At 69.5% G+C, this 17675-nt stretch carries 14 protein-coding genes; 7 read left to right on the forward strand and 7 right to left on the reverse strand.

Annotation, left to right across the window (positions count from 1 at the left end):
* Window positions 1–2: 2 nt before the first annotated feature.
* Genes ABN611_RS38345 through ABN611_RS38365 form a run of 5 tightly spaced genes read right to left on the reverse strand, consistent with a single transcriptional unit; the run spans window position 3 to window position 4956 of the window.
* The gene (locus tag ABN611_RS38345; protein WP_350277212.1) at window positions 3–1142 is read right to left on the reverse strand and encodes a class I SAM-dependent methyltransferase; all 1140 of its coding nucleotides are present in this window, start codon (window positions 1140–1142) and stop codon (window positions 3–5) included.
* A 14-nt stretch (window positions 1143–1156) separates the two neighbouring features.
* The gene (locus tag ABN611_RS38350; RefSeq protein ID WP_350277213.1) at window positions 1157–1807 is read right to left on the reverse strand and encodes a PIG-L family deacetylase; all 651 of its coding nucleotides are present in this window, start codon (window positions 1805–1807) and stop codon (window positions 1157–1159) included.
* Entirely contained in the window at window positions 1807–2640 is an 834-nt protein-coding gene (locus ABN611_RS38355) for a glucose-1-phosphate cytidylyltransferase (protein ID WP_350277214.1), read from the reverse strand. Before ABN611_RS38355 ends, ABN611_RS38350 begins: the two co-directional genes overlap by 1 nt.
* Window positions 2641–2665: 25 nt before the next feature.
* Window positions 2666–3895 carry a class I SAM-dependent methyltransferase gene (locus tag ABN611_RS38360; RefSeq protein ID WP_350277215.1) on the reverse strand — a complete coding sequence of 410 codons (1230 nt, stop codon included), beginning with the start codon at window positions 3893–3895 and terminating at the stop codon, window positions 2666–2668.
* Window positions 3895–4956, reverse strand: coding sequence for an SDR family oxidoreductase (locus ABN611_RS38365; protein WP_350277216.1), 1062 nt, complete (start codon window positions 4954–4956; stop codon window positions 3895–3897). Before ABN611_RS38365 ends, ABN611_RS38360 begins: the two co-directional genes overlap by 1 nt.
* A 280-nt stretch (window positions 4957–5236) precedes the next feature.
* On the opposite strand from ABN611_RS38365, the gene ABN611_RS38370 reads away from it, so the two are divergent.
* Together ABN611_RS38370 and ABN611_RS38375 are read left to right on the forward strand one after the other, a co-directional pair.
* Window positions 5237–5557 carry a phosphotransferase gene (locus tag ABN611_RS38370; RefSeq protein ID WP_350277217.1) on the forward strand — a complete coding sequence of 107 codons (321 nt, stop codon included), beginning with the start codon at window positions 5237–5239 and terminating at the stop codon, window positions 5555–5557.
* A gap of 213 nt (window positions 5558–5770) precedes the next feature.
* A complete protein-coding gene (locus tag ABN611_RS38375) occupies window positions 5771–7645 on the forward strand; it encodes a DUF222 domain-containing protein (RefSeq protein WP_350277218.1) in 1875 nt (624 codons plus the stop codon).
* A 161-nt stretch (window positions 7646–7806) separates the two neighbouring features.
* Here ABN611_RS38375 and ABN611_RS38380 read toward each other — a convergent pair whose 3' ends face one another.
* Window positions 7807–8481, reverse strand: coding sequence for a hypothetical protein (locus tag ABN611_RS38380; protein ID WP_350277219.1), 675 nt, complete (start codon window positions 8479–8481; stop codon window positions 7807–7809).
* The gene (locus tag ABN611_RS38385; RefSeq protein ID WP_350277220.1) at window positions 8478–8831 is read right to left on the reverse strand and encodes a hypothetical protein; all 354 of its coding nucleotides are present in this window, start codon (window positions 8829–8831) and stop codon (window positions 8478–8480) included. The genes ABN611_RS38380 and ABN611_RS38385 overlap by 4 nt, the downstream gene beginning before the upstream one ends.
* A 167-nt stretch (window positions 8832–8998) precedes the next feature.
* Here ABN611_RS38385 and ABN611_RS38390 point away from each other — a divergent pair, with 167 nt between their 5' ends.
* The 5 genes from ABN611_RS38390 to ABN611_RS38410 are packed head-to-tail and all read left to right on the forward strand — an operon-like array spanning window position 8999 to window position 17622.
* On the forward strand, window positions 8999–10321 hold the full coding sequence (locus ABN611_RS38390) for a UDP-glucose/GDP-mannose dehydrogenase family protein (RefSeq protein WP_350277221.1): 1323 nt from the start codon (window positions 8999–9001) through the stop codon (window positions 10319–10321).
* Entirely contained in the window at window positions 10318–11556 is a 1239-nt protein-coding gene (locus tag ABN611_RS38395) for a glycosyltransferase family 4 protein (protein WP_350277222.1), read from the forward strand. Before ABN611_RS38390 ends, ABN611_RS38395 begins: the two co-directional genes overlap by 4 nt.
* Window positions 11557–11558: 2 nt before the next feature.
* A complete protein-coding gene (asnB, locus tag ABN611_RS38400) occupies window positions 11559–13478 on the forward strand; it encodes an asparagine synthase (glutamine-hydrolyzing) (protein ID WP_350277223.1) in 1920 nt (639 codons plus the stop codon).
* A gap of 8 nt (window positions 13479–13486) precedes the next feature.
* Window positions 13487–15676 (forward strand): bi-domain-containing oxidoreductase, encoded by a 2190-nt coding sequence (locus tag ABN611_RS38405; RefSeq protein ID WP_350277224.1) that lies wholly within the window; start codon window positions 13487–13489, stop codon window positions 15674–15676.
* Window positions 15673–17622, forward strand: coding sequence for an alginate lyase family protein (locus ABN611_RS38410; protein ID WP_350277225.1), 1950 nt, complete (start codon window positions 15673–15675; stop codon window positions 17620–17622). Before ABN611_RS38405 ends, ABN611_RS38410 begins: the two co-directional genes overlap by 4 nt.
* The last annotated feature ends 53 nt before the right edge of the window (window positions 17623–17675 follow it).

Below are 17675 nucleotides of genomic sequence, written 5' to 3' on the forward strand. Positions count from 1 at the left end.
TGTCAGCGCCCCCTCTCGTGCGGTTCGGGCAGCGGGACGAGGTACGTCGTACCCCAGCCGCCGTCGGCCTCCAGCTGGGTGATGATCTCGTCGGCGATGTCCCAGGTGAGGACGAGGACGACGTCCGGCCGGGCGGCCCTGAGCTCCTCGACCGGTCGGATCGGGACCAGGCAGCCACCGGGGATCCGGCGGCCGTGCTTGCCCGGCGCGAGGTCGACAGTGAACGGCAGCAGGTCGGTCGTCACCTTGCTCAGGTCGAGCAGCACAGGCGCCTTCGACGGTGCGCCGTACCCGAGCACCGTGCGGCCGGCGGCCTTGTGCCGGGTCAGCTCGTCGTGCAGCGCGCCCGCGGCGTGCCACGCCGCCTCCTGCAGGCTGCCGAGCTGGACCTCGTCCGCGATGCCCGCCGCGTCCTCGTCCTCCAGTACGACGTCCACCGAGGCGTCCGGCTTCGCGTCCGCAGTGTGCCGCAGCATCACCATCAGGCTGCCGCCGTACATGTCGACCTGCCGGACCGACTCGACCGCGAGGCCGTGCCGCGCGGCGAGGTTCCGCAGTGCGCGCAGCGAGACGTACACCCAGTGCCCGTGGCGGATCGTGTCGAACTGGTTCCCGATGAACAACGGCAGCAGGTGGTGGAACTCCATCACCAGCAGCCCGCCCGGCGCGAGCCGCTCCGCCCGCAGCTTCAGCATCTCGCCGTACCGCGGCTCGTGCACGATCCCGTGGACGTCGATCACCAGCTCGGCCCGCTCGCCGTCGCCCGCGACCCGGCAGCCCGCGGCGGTGAGGTGATCCAGCCAGGAGCCCCCGTGCGGGCTGCCGAACTCGAAGACGGCGCCGTGGTGCAGCTCGGGGTGCTCGGCCAGGATCTCCTTCACCGACTGCTCCGCGTGCGCGATGCTCGTCGCGGACTCGACGGCCAGCGGCTCCTCGGCCAGCTGCGCCTCGACCGGACCGAGCTGCACCAGCGTGCACTCCCGGCACAGCCACAGCGCGAGCGGCCACCGCGGATCGGGGCCGGGCGCGTCCGCGGCCGGGAAGTAGTCGGCGCACGGCTGCGGACCGAGATCCACGACCGGTACGGCGTTCGTCCCGGCGCACCCACGACACTCGAAGCTCACTTCCGCCTTTGAAGTCAACAGAGTCCCCTCGGTCACCATGTCAGCGTGGCTTTGGCCGTGGTGAAGGCCTCGGCGTACGGCGCCCGGCACTCCATGCCCCGCAACCTGGCCAGCCCGGCGAACACCTCTTCGTCGAACCAGTCGTGCGGGACCTGGGACGGGTACGCCTTGTGCAGCAGCGCGATCTTGTCGCGCAGCTGCTCCTCGGTGAGCTCGACGTACAGCCACGGCCGGGCGAAGTCGCCGTCCCACTTGGGGATCTCGTAGTGCAGCACCAGGTGGTTGCGCCACACCGTCGGCGCCAGCTCGGCGATCAGCCGGTGGTCCTGGTGCGCGTCGGTGCGGCTCGGGGCGAGCACCAGATCCGGGCGGCGGCTCCCCCGGGCCGTTGCCTCCAGCAACTCCTTGGTCCGGTCCCAGTGCGCCGGCAGCCGGCCGTCGGGCAGCTCGGCCGACGTCACGGTGACCTCGCAGTCGGGCAGGAACAGCTCGGCCGCGCGGCGGGCCTCCTCCAGGCGCAGCGGCGTACCGGTCGCGATCACGAACTCGGCGGTCAGCTCCGGCACCGACTCGGCGAGCTTCAGCAGCGTGCCGCCGCAGCCGATCTCGATGTCGTCCGGGTGCGCGCCGAGGGCGACCAGGTGGACCGGCCCGTCGATCAGGCCGAGCTGGAACGGGAGCATCAGATCGCCACCACGGTCGGGCCCTTGTCCAGCACCCGGCCGTGCGGTCCGCGGTTCTCGTGGCTCCACAGCGCCCACGGCTTCTTGCCGGACCGGTACAGCTCCTCCAGTTGACTGCGCTCCTTGAGCGTGTCCATCGGCGCCCAGAACCCGTGGTGCGGGATCGCCTCCAGCTTGCTCATCGCGGCCAGCCGCGGGAACGCGTCGCCGACCAGGTCCTCGTCCTCGTGCAGGACGTCGAAGATGTCCTTCTTGATCACGAAGTACCCGCCGTTGATCCAGACGTTCAGGTCGGCCGCCGAGCGCAGCCCGGTGATCCGGGAGTCGGCGCCGAACTCGACGACGTGGAACGACGCCTGCGGCGGGACCGCGAGCAGGCTGGCGGTGATGTCGCTGGTCATCACGTGGTCGACGATCTTGTCCATCGGCGCGTCGGTGAGCACGTCGCCGTAGTTCGCCAGGAACGCGTCGTCGTCCTCGAGGTACGGCCGGACCCGGCGCAGCCGCTCACCGATGCTGGTGTCGATGCCGGTGTCGACGAAGGTGATCTTCCACTCGCTGATGTCGGAGTCGAGCAGCTCGATCCGCTGCCCGCCCTTCGTCATCACGAAGTCGTTGGAGACCGTCTCCTCGTAGCGCAGGAAGTACTCCTTGACCGCGGACCCCCCGAAGCCCAGGCAGAGGATGAACTCGGTGTGGCCGAAGTGCGCGTAGTACCGCATCACGTGCCACAGGACCGGCCGGTCGCCGATCGTCATCATCGGTTTCGGCGCGGAGTCCACACCGCTGCGCATCCGCAGCCCGTAGCCCCCGCAGAAGATCACGACCTTCATTTCGGTTCCTTCCCCCCAGGTCGTTTCAGATCACTTCGAGACGCGGGATGGGTACGACGAACTTCGCGCCCCATTCCCGTGCGTAGCCGAGCTGGTGGACGATCTCCGCGCGCAGGTTCCACGGCAGGATCACGATGTAGTCGGGGCGCGTCTCGGCCAGGCGCTCCGGGGCGAAGATCGGGATGTGCGTCCCGGGCAGGAACATCCCGTGCTTGTGCGGGCTGCGGTCGACCGTGTACGGCAGCAGGTCCTCGCGGATGCCGCAGTGGTTGAGCAGCGTGTTGCCCTTGCCGGGCGCGCCGTACCCGGCGACGAACTTGCCGTCGCGGCGGGCCTGGACGAGGAACTCCAGCAGGTCGGACTTGATCGTGAACACCTCGTCGGCGAAACCCAGGTGGCCCTCGACGGTGTGCAGGCCGGCGTCCTGCTCGTCCTGCAGCACCTTGCCGACCAGCTCCGTGGGCTCGCCCGCGGACTCGGTCGGCGTGGAGAACACGCGCAGCGATCCGCCGTGGCTCTGCAACTCCTGGACGTCCACCACGGTCAGCCCGGCCTTCTGCAGCGCGAGCGCGGCCGTCTTGAGCGTCAGGTACGAGTAGTGCTCGTGGTAGATCGTGTCGTACTGGCGGTTCTCGATCAGGCGGAGCAGGTGCGGGAACTCCAGCGACACCAGGCCGTCGTCCTTCACCAGCGCCCGCAGGCCCTTGGCGAAGTCGACGATGTCCGGGACGTGCGCGAACACGTTGTTGCCGACGACCAGGTCCGCCTGGCCGTGCCGGGCGGCGGCGTCGGTGCCGGTCGCCTCGCCGAGGAAGTAGCTCTCGGTGCGGATGCCCTTCTCGTTGGCGATCTTCGCGATGTTCGCGGCCGGCTCGATGCCGAGCACCGGGATGCCGAGCGCCGTTGCGTGCTGCAGCAGGTAGCCGTCGTTGCTCGCGGCCTCGACGATCAGGCTCTCGGCGCCGAGGTCGAGCCGCTCCTGCATGTCGACGACGAACCGGCGCGCGTGCTCGACCCAGCTGGTCGAGTACGACGAGAAGTACAGGTAGTCGGAGAACACGTCGTCCGCGGCGACGTACGCCGGCAACTGGACGAGCAGGCAGTTGTCGCAGATCCGGACGTGCAGCGGGTAGAACGTCTCACCGCTGTCGAGCTGGTCGGCCCGCAGGTAGCTCTCGCACGGCGGCGACATGCCGAGGTCGACGAACGTCGTGGTCAGCGGTTCGCCGCAGAGGCGGCAGGTCGGGTCGGCCATCACTGCATCTCCTTCGGGCCGGGGAACTGCGCGTCGGTCTGCCGGCGCAGCTGGCCGTCGACCAGACCGGCCGACAGCAGTTGCTGGATGCGGCGCAGCCGGACGAACTGGGCCGAGTTGAAGTCGTCGAGCGTCAGGCCGTGCCGCTGGTAGGCGTCGTACAGCTCGTCGACGCCCTTGCGGACCGACCACTGCAGCCGCAGGCCCGGGAACGTGTCGTTCAGCTTGCCGAAGTCGACCTTGTAGTTGCGCAGGTCCGGTCCGGCGCCGTCGGCGATCGACAGCGTCGACCCCGGTACGGCGTCGCGGACCATCTCGGCGATGTCGCGGACCTGGACGACGTCCTCGGAGCGGCCGACGTTGAACGCCTCGTCGTGGATCGTCGCGCGCGGCGACTCCAGGACCTCCAGGAACACCCGGCTGATGTCCTCGATGTGTACGAGCGGCCGCCACGGGGTGCCGTCGCTCTCCAGCCGCACCTGTCCGGAGGTCAGCGCGATCGCCGTCAGGTTGTTGACGACGATGTCGAGCCGCAGCCGGGTCGAGGCGCCGTACGCGGTCGCGTTCCGCAGGTATGTCGGGCTGAAGTTGTCGTCGGCGAGCTTCGACAGCTCCTGCTCGGCGAGCGCCTTGGTCTCGCCGTACGGCGTGACCGGGAACATCTCGGCGTCCTCGGCGACCGCCTCCGATCCCGCGGCGCCGTACAGGCTGCAGGACGACGCGAACAGGAACCGCTCGACGCCGGCGTCCTTGGCGGCCCGGGCGACGTTCAGCGTGCCGTCCAGGTTCACGGAGTACGTCGCGGCCTTGTCGAGGTTGCCGAGCGGGTCGTTCGACAGCGCGGCCAGGCAGACCACCGCGTCGTACCCCTCGAGCTCACGCGCGGTGACGTCCCGCATGTCCCGCGGCACCCGCTCCCCGACGGGCTCCGGCCCGCCGAGCAGGTCGCAGCCCTCGTACAGCCCGGTGTCCAGCCCGTCCACCTGATGCCCGGCAGCCCGCAGGAACGGCACCATCACCGCCCCGATGTAACCCCGATCCCCGGTGACCAGAACCCTCATCCGACATCCCCTCACCCCAGCGCAGTTCCCGTCGCCCAATACAGATCACGCGACGGGCCCCCTGATACACCGACTTCGAATTCGATGCCGGGAGAGTGCGGCCCGCTCAACGCTGTCCGGTCGCAGGACAGGGCTGACGGTTCTGTGTCGGGACATCGGTGATCCGGCCCGGTCGCAGGACGTCGGTGACAGTTCTGCAGCAAGACATCGGTGACAGTTCGGGCGATGTTGGTGGGGACACGTCCGTCGCCAGCCCGCCCTGCCCTCGATCGACTCCTCGATGCGAGAGGCCATCGGCGAGCTGGACGGCCTGATCGACACCGGCGCCGCGTTGGCGTCGTGGGAGGAGTCACTAGCGGCGCCGTACGACGGGCGCGACGCATGGGTGCACTCGGACCTGACGCCGAGCAACATGCTCGTGTCGGCGGAGGGCCGGCTGACTGCGGTGCTCGACTTCGAGACATGCGGTGTCGGCGATCCGGCGTGCTCCCCGTGTGGCACCTACTGCCCGCGAATGTCCGCGACGAGTTCCGAGCGGAGCTGGACGTGGACGATGCGACGTGGCTCCGCGGACGCGGGCGCGTGTTGTCGCAGGCCCTGATCTTGCGGGTGTACCAAAAGGACACCAAACCGGAGATCGCGAACTACGCGCGGCTCATCGTCGGCGAGGTGCTCGCAGCTCCCCGGTGAGGTCTCTGAGCCGGCGCCCGATGTCCTGACACACCAGCAGAACTGTCACCTGTGTCCTGAGACATCCCACGCAGCGCAGCGATCTCGATTTGCTGCATTCGAACACTTGTTCTACTATAGAGAAATGACAGCGTTGGTGACAGCCCCAGACCTCGGCGCGCCGCAGCGTGCCGTGGCTGTCTCCGCGCCGACTACTGTCCGCCCGGCGGTGGTTTCGCCGTGGACGTCATCGGTGGTGGCCGATCTGGTTCCGCCCGATGACGTGTACGACCTCGACGACATCTACGACGCTGACGACCCGCGTCCGCCGCGGTACCTGGCCGAGGAGGACCTGTACGACGAGCTGCCGCCGATGTCGCGCATCGACGCCCTGGAGTGGGAGTTGTGGGCCGGCGTCGAGCAGGACGAGGCCGAGCGGGAGATGCTGCGGTCGAAGGCGCCGGCGTGGGTGTTCCTCCCGCCGGGTGCGGAACTGGCGGCGGCGTTGGAGGAGCTGCGGCCGCAGACCGAGTCGCCGGTCGCGTTGATCGAGGCGATTAAGGCCGCGACCCGGCTGGAGGCCTGGGCCGCGTCGATCAGAACCGCCGCGCAGGCGTCGTTCGTCCGCCAGCGTAAGGCCCAACTGGCCGAGGTCCCCCGCCCGGCCCAGGTCGACACCTCCGGCCGTCCGATCGACCCCGAACGGTCCTGGGCCGCCGAAATCGGCGCCGCGCTGCACCTGTCGCCACAGACCGCGGCCCGCCACATCGACACCGCGCTGCACCTGACCGGCACCCTGGCCGCGACTCACACCGCACTCCGTTGCGGCGCCCTGACGTTCTCGAAGGCATTGGCGATCTCCGAAGCCACCCGAACCCTGCCGCCGGACACGGCCCGGGCCGTCGAAGCCCACGTACTGCGCCGCGCCCCCGGCCAGACCCACAAGAACCTCGCGGCCTCGCTGCGCCGCCAGGTCGCGAAACACACCATCCGCGAGGACACCGACCGGCACCGCGCAGCGGCCGCCGAACGCACCTGCAAAATCGTCCCCCTGTCCGACGGCATGGCCGGACTGTGGGTCGTCCACACCGCCGACAAGATCCAGCAAATCTGGATCGCCGTCCAAGCCATGGCCGACCTCGCCAAGCGCGGTACTCCGGTCGCCGACGAGGCCGCCGGGCTCACCGGGCCCGTCGAGGCCACCGTCGGCAGCGACGACATGACCGGTTCCCGCGTGCCCGGAGCGGCAGGCACAGGAGCCGCGGCGCCCCCCGAGGTAGGCGCGGCATCGAACGCGGGGGTCAAGCACGAGCGGACCGCCGAGCAGCGGCGTGCCGACGTCGTTGCCGACCTGTTCGAACACATGCTGCACAACGGACTGGACTGGCTCGGCCGCCGACTACCCGACCAACACCGCCGGCGCCCCCACATCGAAGTCCTCATCCCAGCCAACACCCTGCTTGGACTCGACGACGACCCCTGCGAGCTCGCCGGTTACGGCCCCATCCCCGCCGACATGGCCCGCCGCATCGCCGCCGACGGCACCTGGCGCCGGCTCCTCACCGACCCCACCAACGGCACCGTCCTCGAAGCATCCACCACCCGCCACGACCCCAGCGCCCTCGTCAGCGAGACACTCCTCGCCCGCCACCCGGTCTGCGCCTGGCCCGGCTGCAACCGCACCTCCCGCGAATGCGACCGCGACCACGCCACCCCCTTCGCACAAACCGGCCGCACGAACCTCACCGGCCTCGTGCCCTACTGCGAATACCACCACGTCATCAAAGACACCAAAGCCTGGGGCTGGACCACCACCATCCACCCCGACGGCTCCGCCATCCTCACCGCCCCCACCGGCCACCGCTACACCACCATCCCACCCGCCCGCGGACCCATCACCCATGGCGCCGGAGACCAACCAGCCCAGCACCACTCAGCCAAGCAGCGCTCAGCCACAGGCCAACCGCCGCCGGCAGCGTCACCAACGCGGAAACCGTCCGCTGATCCGCCACCGTTCTGATGCGAACATTGAGTCACAACCGCTGAAACACCGTGCGTCAGCGGCAGTTCAGCCCAACTGCCGACGTGCCTGACCCGGCCGTCGCGCATCGCGGCCCCCGACACCACCCCACCCCCGGTGGTCGCCGTTGCGCTGGATCGGGAGGTGTCACCGCTCGGCGGTCAGCGCTCTTTCGACTTCGCTGTGCCGGGTCCGGGCGGACGGTGGATGTTCGCCTGCGGTGCCGCGGCTGGCCGCGGGGCGGTACCGGCCGGCGGGCTGCCTTGCAGGATCTTCCCCGCCTGCTGCATCAGATCCGGCGGCATCGGAAGGCGCACGGGTGTTGTCTGCGCTCCGTCTCGCTGCGGTCCCACCGATGGCCGTCCGCCGCCGGTCAGTCCGTACAGCTCACGAGCAGGTTCACCTCTTTGGCGTCCCAAGCGCTCACCGGCGGTCGCGGCAGGGTCGTCCTTGCGGTGACCGAAGGAAATCACGTGGCGGTACGGCGTGCCAGTCGGATCCGGTACGACGCGGCCGTCCTGCACCGTGGGGAGCGGGTCGAACTCCCGGTAGACCAACCGGTGCGACGGACCTCGCGGGAATCCGCCAGGCGTGAACTCGTCGACAACTGGCACCTTGAGCTCGGCGCAGTCACGCAAGTCGTGGGAATCCGGGCCGTAACCGAGCTGCTTGCCAACGTATGCATCCTCGCGTCCGGACTGCAGCGCCTTCATCGCATTGATCACGCCGACGTACTCCCGGCCGCTGGGGCTGTTGGGGTCGCGCTTGTACTCCGCGCTGAGCCGGTTCATCTCCTGCCGAAGATCGTCGTCGAAGATCAGATGGTAGGTCGTCACGGACGGTTGTCGGAGTCGGCAGGTCCGGGCGGCACGTCGAGGTCCCAGCCGCCCTCACGCGCCGCATCCGCGAACGAAACCCACTGCGACGGATCGTCGTTGGCGAGGCGTTGGCGGACACCTTCGGCCCGGCGGCGATCGTCCTCGGCGTCCTCCTTGAGCGTCTCGTACTCGGCCCATTGCTCGAAGGAGATCACCACGCCTTCCGGGCGGCCTTCCTCGCCGTAGAAGAGCGGCTCGGTCGCGCCTTCACGCCACGACTGCACGGCGTTGCCTAGTGCCTGGCCCGCTGTCGCGGTGTCGACGACCCGGATGGTGAGGCCGTTCGGGAGGGTGTGAGGGGTTTCCATGACTGCTCCTGATCGTGGGCGTGCGCACGTTCTGTGATCAGGATAGGTTCCGGCGGGATTTGCCGGGGGAGATTTCCACAGGGGTGTATCAGGGGGCCGTCGCCGGCGCTCTCATGGGCGCCGTGGGGACGTGGGGGAAGCCGCGTCATGAGCCTGTGGGGGGCGTTATGAAGGTTGCCGTGTTCGGCTTGGGGTACGTGGGGTCGGTGACGGCGGCTTGTCTGGCAGCTGCTGGGCACGAGGTGTGGGGGGTGGACGTCGACGCCGCCAAGGTCGAGCCCATCACCCAGGGACACAGTCCGGTCGTGGAGCCGGGACTCGACGAACTGGTGGCGGCGGGCGCCACCTCGGGGCGGTTGCACGCGACGACCGATCCGCGGCTCGCGCTCGAAGGGGCAGATGTCTCGCTGATCTGTGTCGGTACGCCGTCGACGCCGGCGGGCAGTACCGATCTCACCTACATCAGGCGCGCGGTGCGCGACATCGCCGAGGCGGCGCAGGTCGTCGTCCGGCCGGAGTCCGGGTTCCACAGCATCGTCGTACGGAGCACGGTCCCGCCGGGCACGGTGGACGAGGTGGTCGCGCAGGTGCTGGCCGAGGTGCCGCCGCCGGACGGGCTCAGGTTCGGTACGGCGATGTGCCCGGAGTTCCTGCGCGAGGGATCGGGCCTGGCGGACTTCTACGAGCCGCCGTTCGTGGTGGTCGGCACCCGGCACCCGAAGGTCGGCGCCGCACTCAGCGAGCTGTTCGGGTTCCTGAACGTCGACGTGCAGCTCGTCGACGTCCGGACGGCCGAAGCGCTCAAGTACGCCTGCAACGCGTTCCACGCCACCAAGGTCTCGTTCGCGAACGAGATGGGCCGGATCTTCCGGCACTTCGGCGTCGACTCGCGCGAGGTGATGAAGATCTTCGTGCAGGACACCAGCCTGAACATCTCGCCGTACTACCTGAAGCCCGGGTTCGCGTTCGGCGGCTCGTGCCTGCCGAAGGACCTGCGGTCGGTGCTGCACCTCGCGCGGACCCACGACACCGAACTGCCGCTGCTCGCCGGCGCGCTCGCCACCAACGAGCGCAGCGTCCGTGACGTCGTCGACCGGGTGATCGCCGGGCCCGGCCGCGAGATCGCGCTGCTCGGCCTGAGCTTCAAGCACGCCACCGACGACCTCCGGGAGAGCCCGAACGTCGAGGTCGCCGAACGCCTGATCGGCAAGGGCTACAACCTGCGGATCTACGACGCGATCGTGAACCCGGGCCGGCTGGTCGGCGCCAACCTGCGGCACGTCAGCTCCAAGCTGCCGCACCTGCAACGGGTGCTCACCGACAACCCGTCCACGGCGCTCGAGGGCGCCGACGTCGCGATCGTCGCGGCCACCGACACCGCCGCGATCAACGCGCTGCTGGACACGCCGCCGGCCCGGATCATCGACCTCAGCGGCCGGCTCGGTCCCGACGTCGAGGCGCTGCACGGATACGAAGGAGTGGGCTGGTGACCGGTCCGCGGGTGCTGATCATCATCCAGAACCTCTGGGTGCCGTTCGACCGCCGCGTCTGGCTCGAGTGCCGCGCGCTGGTCGCGGCCGGGTACGACGTCACGGTCGTCTGCCCGAAGGGTCCGGGCGATCCGTCGTACGAGGTCCTCGACGGCGTCACCGTGCACAAGTACAAGGCCTACGCGCCCGGCGGCAGCAAGGTCAGCTTCGTCTGGGAGTACGCGTACTCGTTCCTTCTGACACTGCGGCTGGTGTTCCGGGCGCGCAGGGCCGGGCGGTTCGACGTCCTGCAGGCGTGCAACCCGCCGGACATCTTCTGGCCGATCGCGATGCTGCTGCGCCGCCTCGACGGGACGCGGTTCGTGTTCGACCACCACGACCTGTGCCCGGAGCTGTTCCAGTCCCGGTTCGGCGGGACCACCAGCCTGCCGTACAAGGGACTGCGGTTCCTGGAGCGTACGACGCACCGCCAGGCCGACCACGTGATCTCGACGAACGACTCGTACCGCCGGATCGCGATCACCCGCAGCGGCAAGGCGAACCACGACGTGACCGTGGTCCGCACCGGGCCGGACCCGGACAAACTGCTCCGCGGCGCAGCGGACGAGTCGCTGCGCCGCGGTCATCGCCACCTCGTCACCTACATCGGCGTGATGGGCCCGCAGGACGGCGTCGACATCGTGGTCCGCGCCGCCGACCACATCGTCAACGAACTCGGCCGGACCGACATCGCGTTCACGCTGATGGGCGGCGGCGACTCGTTCGACGACGTGGTCGCGCTGCGGGACGAGCTCGGTCTCGGCGAGCACGTCGAGTTCACCGGCCGGGTCCCGGACGAGACGGTCCGCGCGGTGATGTCGACCGCCGACCTCGGCCTCTCCCCCGACCCGAAGAACCCGCTCAACGACGTCTCCACGATGAACAAGACGATGGAGTACATGGCGTTCGAGCTCCCGGTCGTCGCCTTCGACCTGGTCGAGACCAAGGTCTCCGCCGCGGACGCGGCCGTGTACGTCGAGCCGAACGACGTCGCGCAGTACGGCGAGGCGATCGTCGCGCTGCTCGACGACGAGGTCCGCCGGCGCCGGATGGCGAAGCTCGGCCGCGAACGCATCGAGCAGGTACTCGCGTGGAAGCACCAGCAGAAGGCGTACCTCGGGGTGTACGACCAGCTCACCGGGCACGTCAGCCACCTCGGCGACGTGCGCGGCCTCCACGACGCGACGGGTTCCTGACGGTGTGCGGCATCGCCGGCTGCTACCAGCAGCGTGACGGTTTCGCGCTCGCGGAGGCGATGAGCGACCGGATCGCACATCGCGGGCCGGACGCCGACCGGGTGTACGCGTTCGACGAAGGCGACGTCCGCGCGTACCTGGCGCATCGCCGGTTGTCGATCATCGACCTGTCCGCGGCCGCGGACCAGCCGTTCAGCAAGCGCGGCCTGACGATCTGCTACAACGGCGAGCTCTACAACTACAAGGAGCTCCGGGCCGAACTGTCGAAGTCCGGCGTGCACTTCCGGACGCAGGGCGACACCGAGGTCGTGCTGGAGGCCTGGCGCCGCTGGGGACCGGACGCGCTCAGGCGGTTCCGCGGCATGTTCGCGTTCGCGATGCTCGACGAGGAGAGCGGCAGCCTGTACCTGGCCCGCGACCCGCTCGGCATCAAGCCGCTGTACTTCCTGCCCCGCGAGGGCGGCGTGGTCTTCGCGTCCGAGCTGAAGGCGATCGTCACCGCGGTCGGCTCCGAGCTGCGCACCGAGCCGGGCGCGCTGATCGCGTCGATGCTGTACTACTGGCTGCCGGAGCAGCGCTGCGCGATCGACGGCGTGGAGAAGCTGCCGCCGGGCTCGTGGGCGGAGTTCCGCCCGGACGGCAGCGCCCGGCACGAGACGTACTGGCGGGTGACGGACGTCGCCACCGAGGCCGCGGCCGGTCCGCGCGCCGACCTGCGCCAGGTGATCGAGGAGTCGGTGGCCGCGCACCTGGTGGCCGACGTACCGGTGTCGACGTTCCTCAGCGGCGGGCTGGACTCGAGCCTCGTCACCGTGCTCGCGAAGCGGATGGATCCGGGGATCGACTCGTACACGATCACGTTCCGCGCGCAGGACCAGAAGCTCGAGGCGATGCCGGACGACGCGATCTACGCGCGCAAGCTGGCGCGCGAGTTCGGGATCGACCTGCACGAGATCGAGATCGCGCCCGACGTCGTCGAACTGCTGCCGCGGATCGTCGACATCCTGGACGAGCCGATCGGCGACCCGGCCGCGATCAACACCTTGCTGATGTGCGACACGGCGCGGGACGCCGGCGTGAAGGTGCTGCTGTCCGGGATGGGCGCCGACGAGCTGTTCGGCGGTTACCGCAAGCACCTCGCGTGTGTGATGGGAGCGCAGTACCAGCGGCTTCCCGGCGTACTGCGGAACGGTCTGATCGGCCCGGCGGTGCGCCGGCTCCCGGTGACCGTGAACGGTCGCGGACTGCGGTACGCGCGCTGGGCCAAGCGCTTCGAGACGTTCGCGAACCTGCCGGAGGAGACCGCGTTCCGGCGCAGCTACACGATGTACGACGCGGACCAGCTGGCCGGCCTGATCAGTCCGGACCTGGAGCCGTACGTCGGCAAGCTGGTCGCGGAGCACGGCGACATCTACCACGACACGACGCTCGACGACCACGTGAACCGGATGTGCCTCGCGGACTCGCGGATGTTCCTGCCGGGGCTGAACCTCGCGTACACGGACCGGGCGAGTATGGCCGCGTCGACCGAGGTCCGGACGCCGTTCGTCGACCCGATCGTGGCGCGCGCCGCGTTCTCGATCCCGGGCAGCGCGAAGATCCACCGGCGGGTGAGCAAACTGGCGTTGAAGAAGGCGGCCGAGGCGTGGCTGCCGAAGGAGATCATCTACCGGCCGAAGGCGTCGTTCAGCGCGCCGTTGCGCGCGTGGGTGCGCAACGACCTGCGCGAACTGGTCGACGACACGCTGCTGCGCGGCGAGCTGGTGCAGAGCGGGTTCCTGCGGCAGGACGCCGTACAGAAGCTGGTCGACGACGAGCGAGCCGGGCGGGAGGACTACTCCAAGCAGCTGTGGCAGCTGCTGACGCTGGAGACCTGGACCCGGCACATGCGATCCCTGGGCGTGACCATCACCTCGAGCTGAAGGACGACATGAAACAGGTTGCACAGAACTACAAGTCCGGAGAGCTGGCGGTGCTGGACGTGCCGCCGCCCACCTGTGCGCCCGGTGGTGTGCTGGTGCGGTCGCTGTACTCGTTGATCTCGACCGGGACCGAGCTGATGAAGGTCGGCGAGGCCAAGCTGTCGCTGGTGGGCAAGGCGAAGGCGCGGCCGGACCAGGTGCGGAAGGTGCTGGACACCGTCGCGCAGCAGGGTGTGATGAGCACCTACAAGAAGGTGATGAACAAGCTCGACTCGTACACGCCGCTGGGGTACTCGCTGTGCGGTGTGGTGGTCGAGGTCGGGGCCGGTGCTGAGGAGTTCAGCGTCGGGCAGTTGGTCGCTGCGGCGGGGAACGAGTACGCGCTGCATGCGGAGTACAACTGGGTGCCGTTGAACCTGTGCGTTCCGGTGCCGGACGGCGTACCGGCTGAGCAGGCTGCGTTCTCCACGGTCGGGGCGATCGCGATGCAGGGGGTGCGGCAGGCCGAGGTGCAGCTGGGCGACACGGCTGTGGTGATCGGGCTGGGGCTTGTCGGGCAGCTGGTGGTGCGGTTGCTGGTCGCGGCCGGGGTGCGGGTGTACGGGATCGACACGGTCGACGACCGGTGCCGGATGGCGGAGAAGGCGGGGGCGTTGTACTGCGCCTCGCCCGACGAGGCGGGTGTGGCGTCGCTGGAACGCGCGCTGCTGGAGGCGTCGAACGGGCTGGGCGCGGACCACATCCTGCTCGCGGCCGGTGGTCACTCCAACGGTCCGGTGGAGACCGCGGCACGACTGGCGCGGGACCGGGCGCGGGTCGTCGACATCGGCAAGACGAAGCTGGACCTGCCGTGGAACGCGTACTACGACAAGGAGCTGGAGGTCCGGTTTTCCCGGTCGTACGGCCCCGGCCGCTACGACGACCGCTACGAACTCCAGGGCATCGACTACCCCGCCGGCTACGTCCGCTGGACCGAACGCCGCAACCTCGCGTGCTTCATCGACCTGATCGCCCGCGAACAAATCGACGTCGCCTCCCTGATCGCCAACACCTTCCCCATCACCGACGCCACCGACGTCTACCAACAACTGAGCACCGGAGCCCACCCCGGAGTCGGCTTCCTCTTCGAGTACCCGAAGGTCGAGGCCGACGCGGGTGTGGAGGCCTCGGCGCCCATTCGATCGACGGTTGTGACGGGCTCGGGCGACACGGTGCGGGTTGGGTTTGTGGGGGCGGGGAATTATGCGTCGAGCATGTTGTTGCCGCACCTGGTGAAGGATGAGCGGGTTGTGCTCGCGCGGGTGGCTACCAACAAGTCTTTGTCGGCGGCGAACGCCCAGCGCCGGTTCGGGTTCCGGGAGGTGGCGACCGACTCGCAGGAGGTGCTGGCGGACGACAGCCTCGACGCCGTGTTCGTGGTGACCCGGCACAGTTCGCACGCCGAGCTCGCCTGCCGGGCGCTCGAAACCGGGAAGGCGGTGTTCGTCGAGAAGCCGCTCGCGCTGACCGACGACGAGCTGGACCGGATCGTCGCCACCGTCGATGCCACCGGCAACGACCGCCTGATGGTCGGCTTCAACCGCCGGTTCGCGCCGCTGCTCACCGACCTCCGGACCCGCTTCGGCGACCCGGGCGGCAACTACTCCCTCCGCTACCTGGTGAACGCCGGCCGGCTCGACTCCACCAGCTGGTACCTCGACGCCGGCAAGGAAGGCAGCCGGTTCGCCGGCGAGGGCGGCCACTTCATCGACACCCTGACCTGGTGGCTGGACAGCCTCCCGACCGAGGTGTACGCCGTACCAGGCCCCGACGCCGGCGACGTCCTCGTCACGCTGCGGTTCGCGAACGGCTCCGTCGGCACGATCAGCTACGTCGGCGGCGGCAACGCGCGCTTCCCGAAGGAGACGATCGACATCACCGGCGGCGGCCGCAACGCGCGCTTCGACAACTTCCAGAGCGCCTCGGTCTGGACCGGCCGCAAGCCGTCGACCCGCAAGTCCCGCAGTGCCGACAAGGGCCAGCGGATCGAGCTCGAGCGGTTCGTCGCCGCCGTGAAGTCCGGCGGCCCGATGCCGATCCCGTTCGACGTCCTGGTCGCCACCACCCGCGCCACGATCGCGGTCGACCGCAGCCTGGCCTCCGGCAAGGCTGAGCAGTTGCAGCCCCCACCCCACCGCCCCGGTCAGGGGCGCGTGTGAGCCGCCAGCCCCTGGGCTGGTACGTCCGCCGCCTGCGCCGGATGTCCCCCACAGAACTCATCTGGCGCGCCCGCGACACCGGACGCCGTACTGCCTGGGCCTACCAGCAGGTCAGGCCCGGGCAGGATGGAAAGACCGACCTCCCGCTCCGCACCGAGCGCACCTTCCGTACGACGCTCGCACCGCGGACCGCGGACGCCGTACCGGACGCCGCCCGCAAGGCCGTCATCGAGGAGGCCGACGCGATCCTGGCCGGCCACCTCGAGGTACTGGGGGTCGAGCGCACCGACCTGGTCGCGCCGGACTGGTTCCGCGACCCGGTCACCGGCTGCCGCTCGGACCCGGCGCAGTACGTCTTCAGGCTGAACCACCGCAACGAGCGGGCCGTCGGCAACATCAAGCAGGTGTGGGAGCTGTCCCGCCATCACCACCTGACCCAGTTGGCGGCCGCCTGGTACCTGACCCACGACGACCGGTACGCCGAACGCGTCGCCGACCACCTGAACGACTGGTGGCGCAGCAACCCGTTCCTGTCCGGCGTGCACTGGGCGAGCGGGATCGAGATCGGTCTGCGGCTGATCAGCTGGACGTGGATCCGCCGCCTGCTGAACGACTGGCCGGACATCACCGAACTCTTCGAGCACAACGAGCTGGCGCTCCAACAGCTCTACTGGCACCAGCGCTACCTGGCCGCGTTCCAGAGCCACGGCTCCTCGGCGAACAACCATGTCATCGCAGAGGCGGCCGGTCAGCTCGTCGGCGCGTGCGCCTTCCCGTGGTTCACCAAGAGCGAGCTGTGGCGCCGGGACGCGGCAGCCCTGCTGCAGAAGGAACTCGACGCCAACACGTTTCCCTCCGGTGTGAACCGCGAGCTGGCCACCGACTACCACCGCTTCGTCTCCGAGCTCGGCCTGTACGCCGCACTCGAAGCGGACGCCGCTGGTCATCCGCTGAGCCAAGAGACCTGGGCGCTGCTGACGCGTACGGTCGACGTGGCCGCGGCGATTGTCGACAACACGCTCCGGCCGCCGCGGCAGGGTGACGACGACGAAGGCATGGTGCTGGTTGTCGACCCGCCGATTGTCAGCAATTGGACAGCGTTCCTGGCGCTCGGTGCCGCCGTCGTCGGCCGCGCCCCGTGGTGGCCGGAGATTCAAGCCACGGCGGGCTCCGTGCTCGTCGGATCGCTTGTCGATGGTCGACAATCCGATCGTCCGGCCGAGCGGCCGGGGCACTTCGCCGACGCCGGCCTGACCATCCTCCGCAGCCGCACCAGTGGTGGCGGAGGTGGTGGCCGGGAGATCTGGTGCCGCGCGGACGCCGGCCCGCACGGCTTCCTGTCGATCGCCGCGCACGCCCACTCCGACGCGCTCTCCCTCGAGGTGCGTGTCGACGGCGTCGACGTCCTCGCCGACCCCGGCACGTACTGCTACCACGGCGAGCAGGAGTGGCGTGACTACTTCCGCTCCACCATCGCCCACAACACCGTCGAGGTGGGCGGCGCCGAGCAGTCCACGTGGGGCGGCCCGTTCCTCTGGCTGCGCGGGGCAACCGGCAAGGTCCTCCGGTACGACGCCAACACCTGGGAGGCCGAGCACGACGGCTACGCCCCCGCGACCCACCGCCGTACCGCCGTACTCGACGACGGCGTGCTACGAGTAGAGGACCGCCTCGACACCGCCTCCGACGTACGCATCGCCTGGCATCTGGGACCTGAGGTGTCAGCACAGCTGGACGGCTCGACAGGACTGCTGGAGTGGCCGGGCGGCTCGGCTGTCGTCGAGCTGCCCGACGGACTGACCTGGACGATGCACCGCGGCGGCACCGCCCCACTGCTCGGCTGGTACTCGCCACGCTTCGGCCACAAGGTCCCGACCACCAGCCTGCTGGGCGAAGGCAGCCTGACCCCGGGCTCCCCCGCGACCAGCGTGTTCCGCTTCCAGTAGGCACGGTGTATCAGCACCTGATCCCGGCCCTCTATTAATCCAACGAGAAGACG

The sequence above is a fragment of the Kribbella sp. HUAS MG21 genome, from assembly GCF_040254265.1.
Lineage (GTDB): Bacteria > Actinomycetota > Actinomycetes > Propionibacteriales > Kribbellaceae > Kribbella.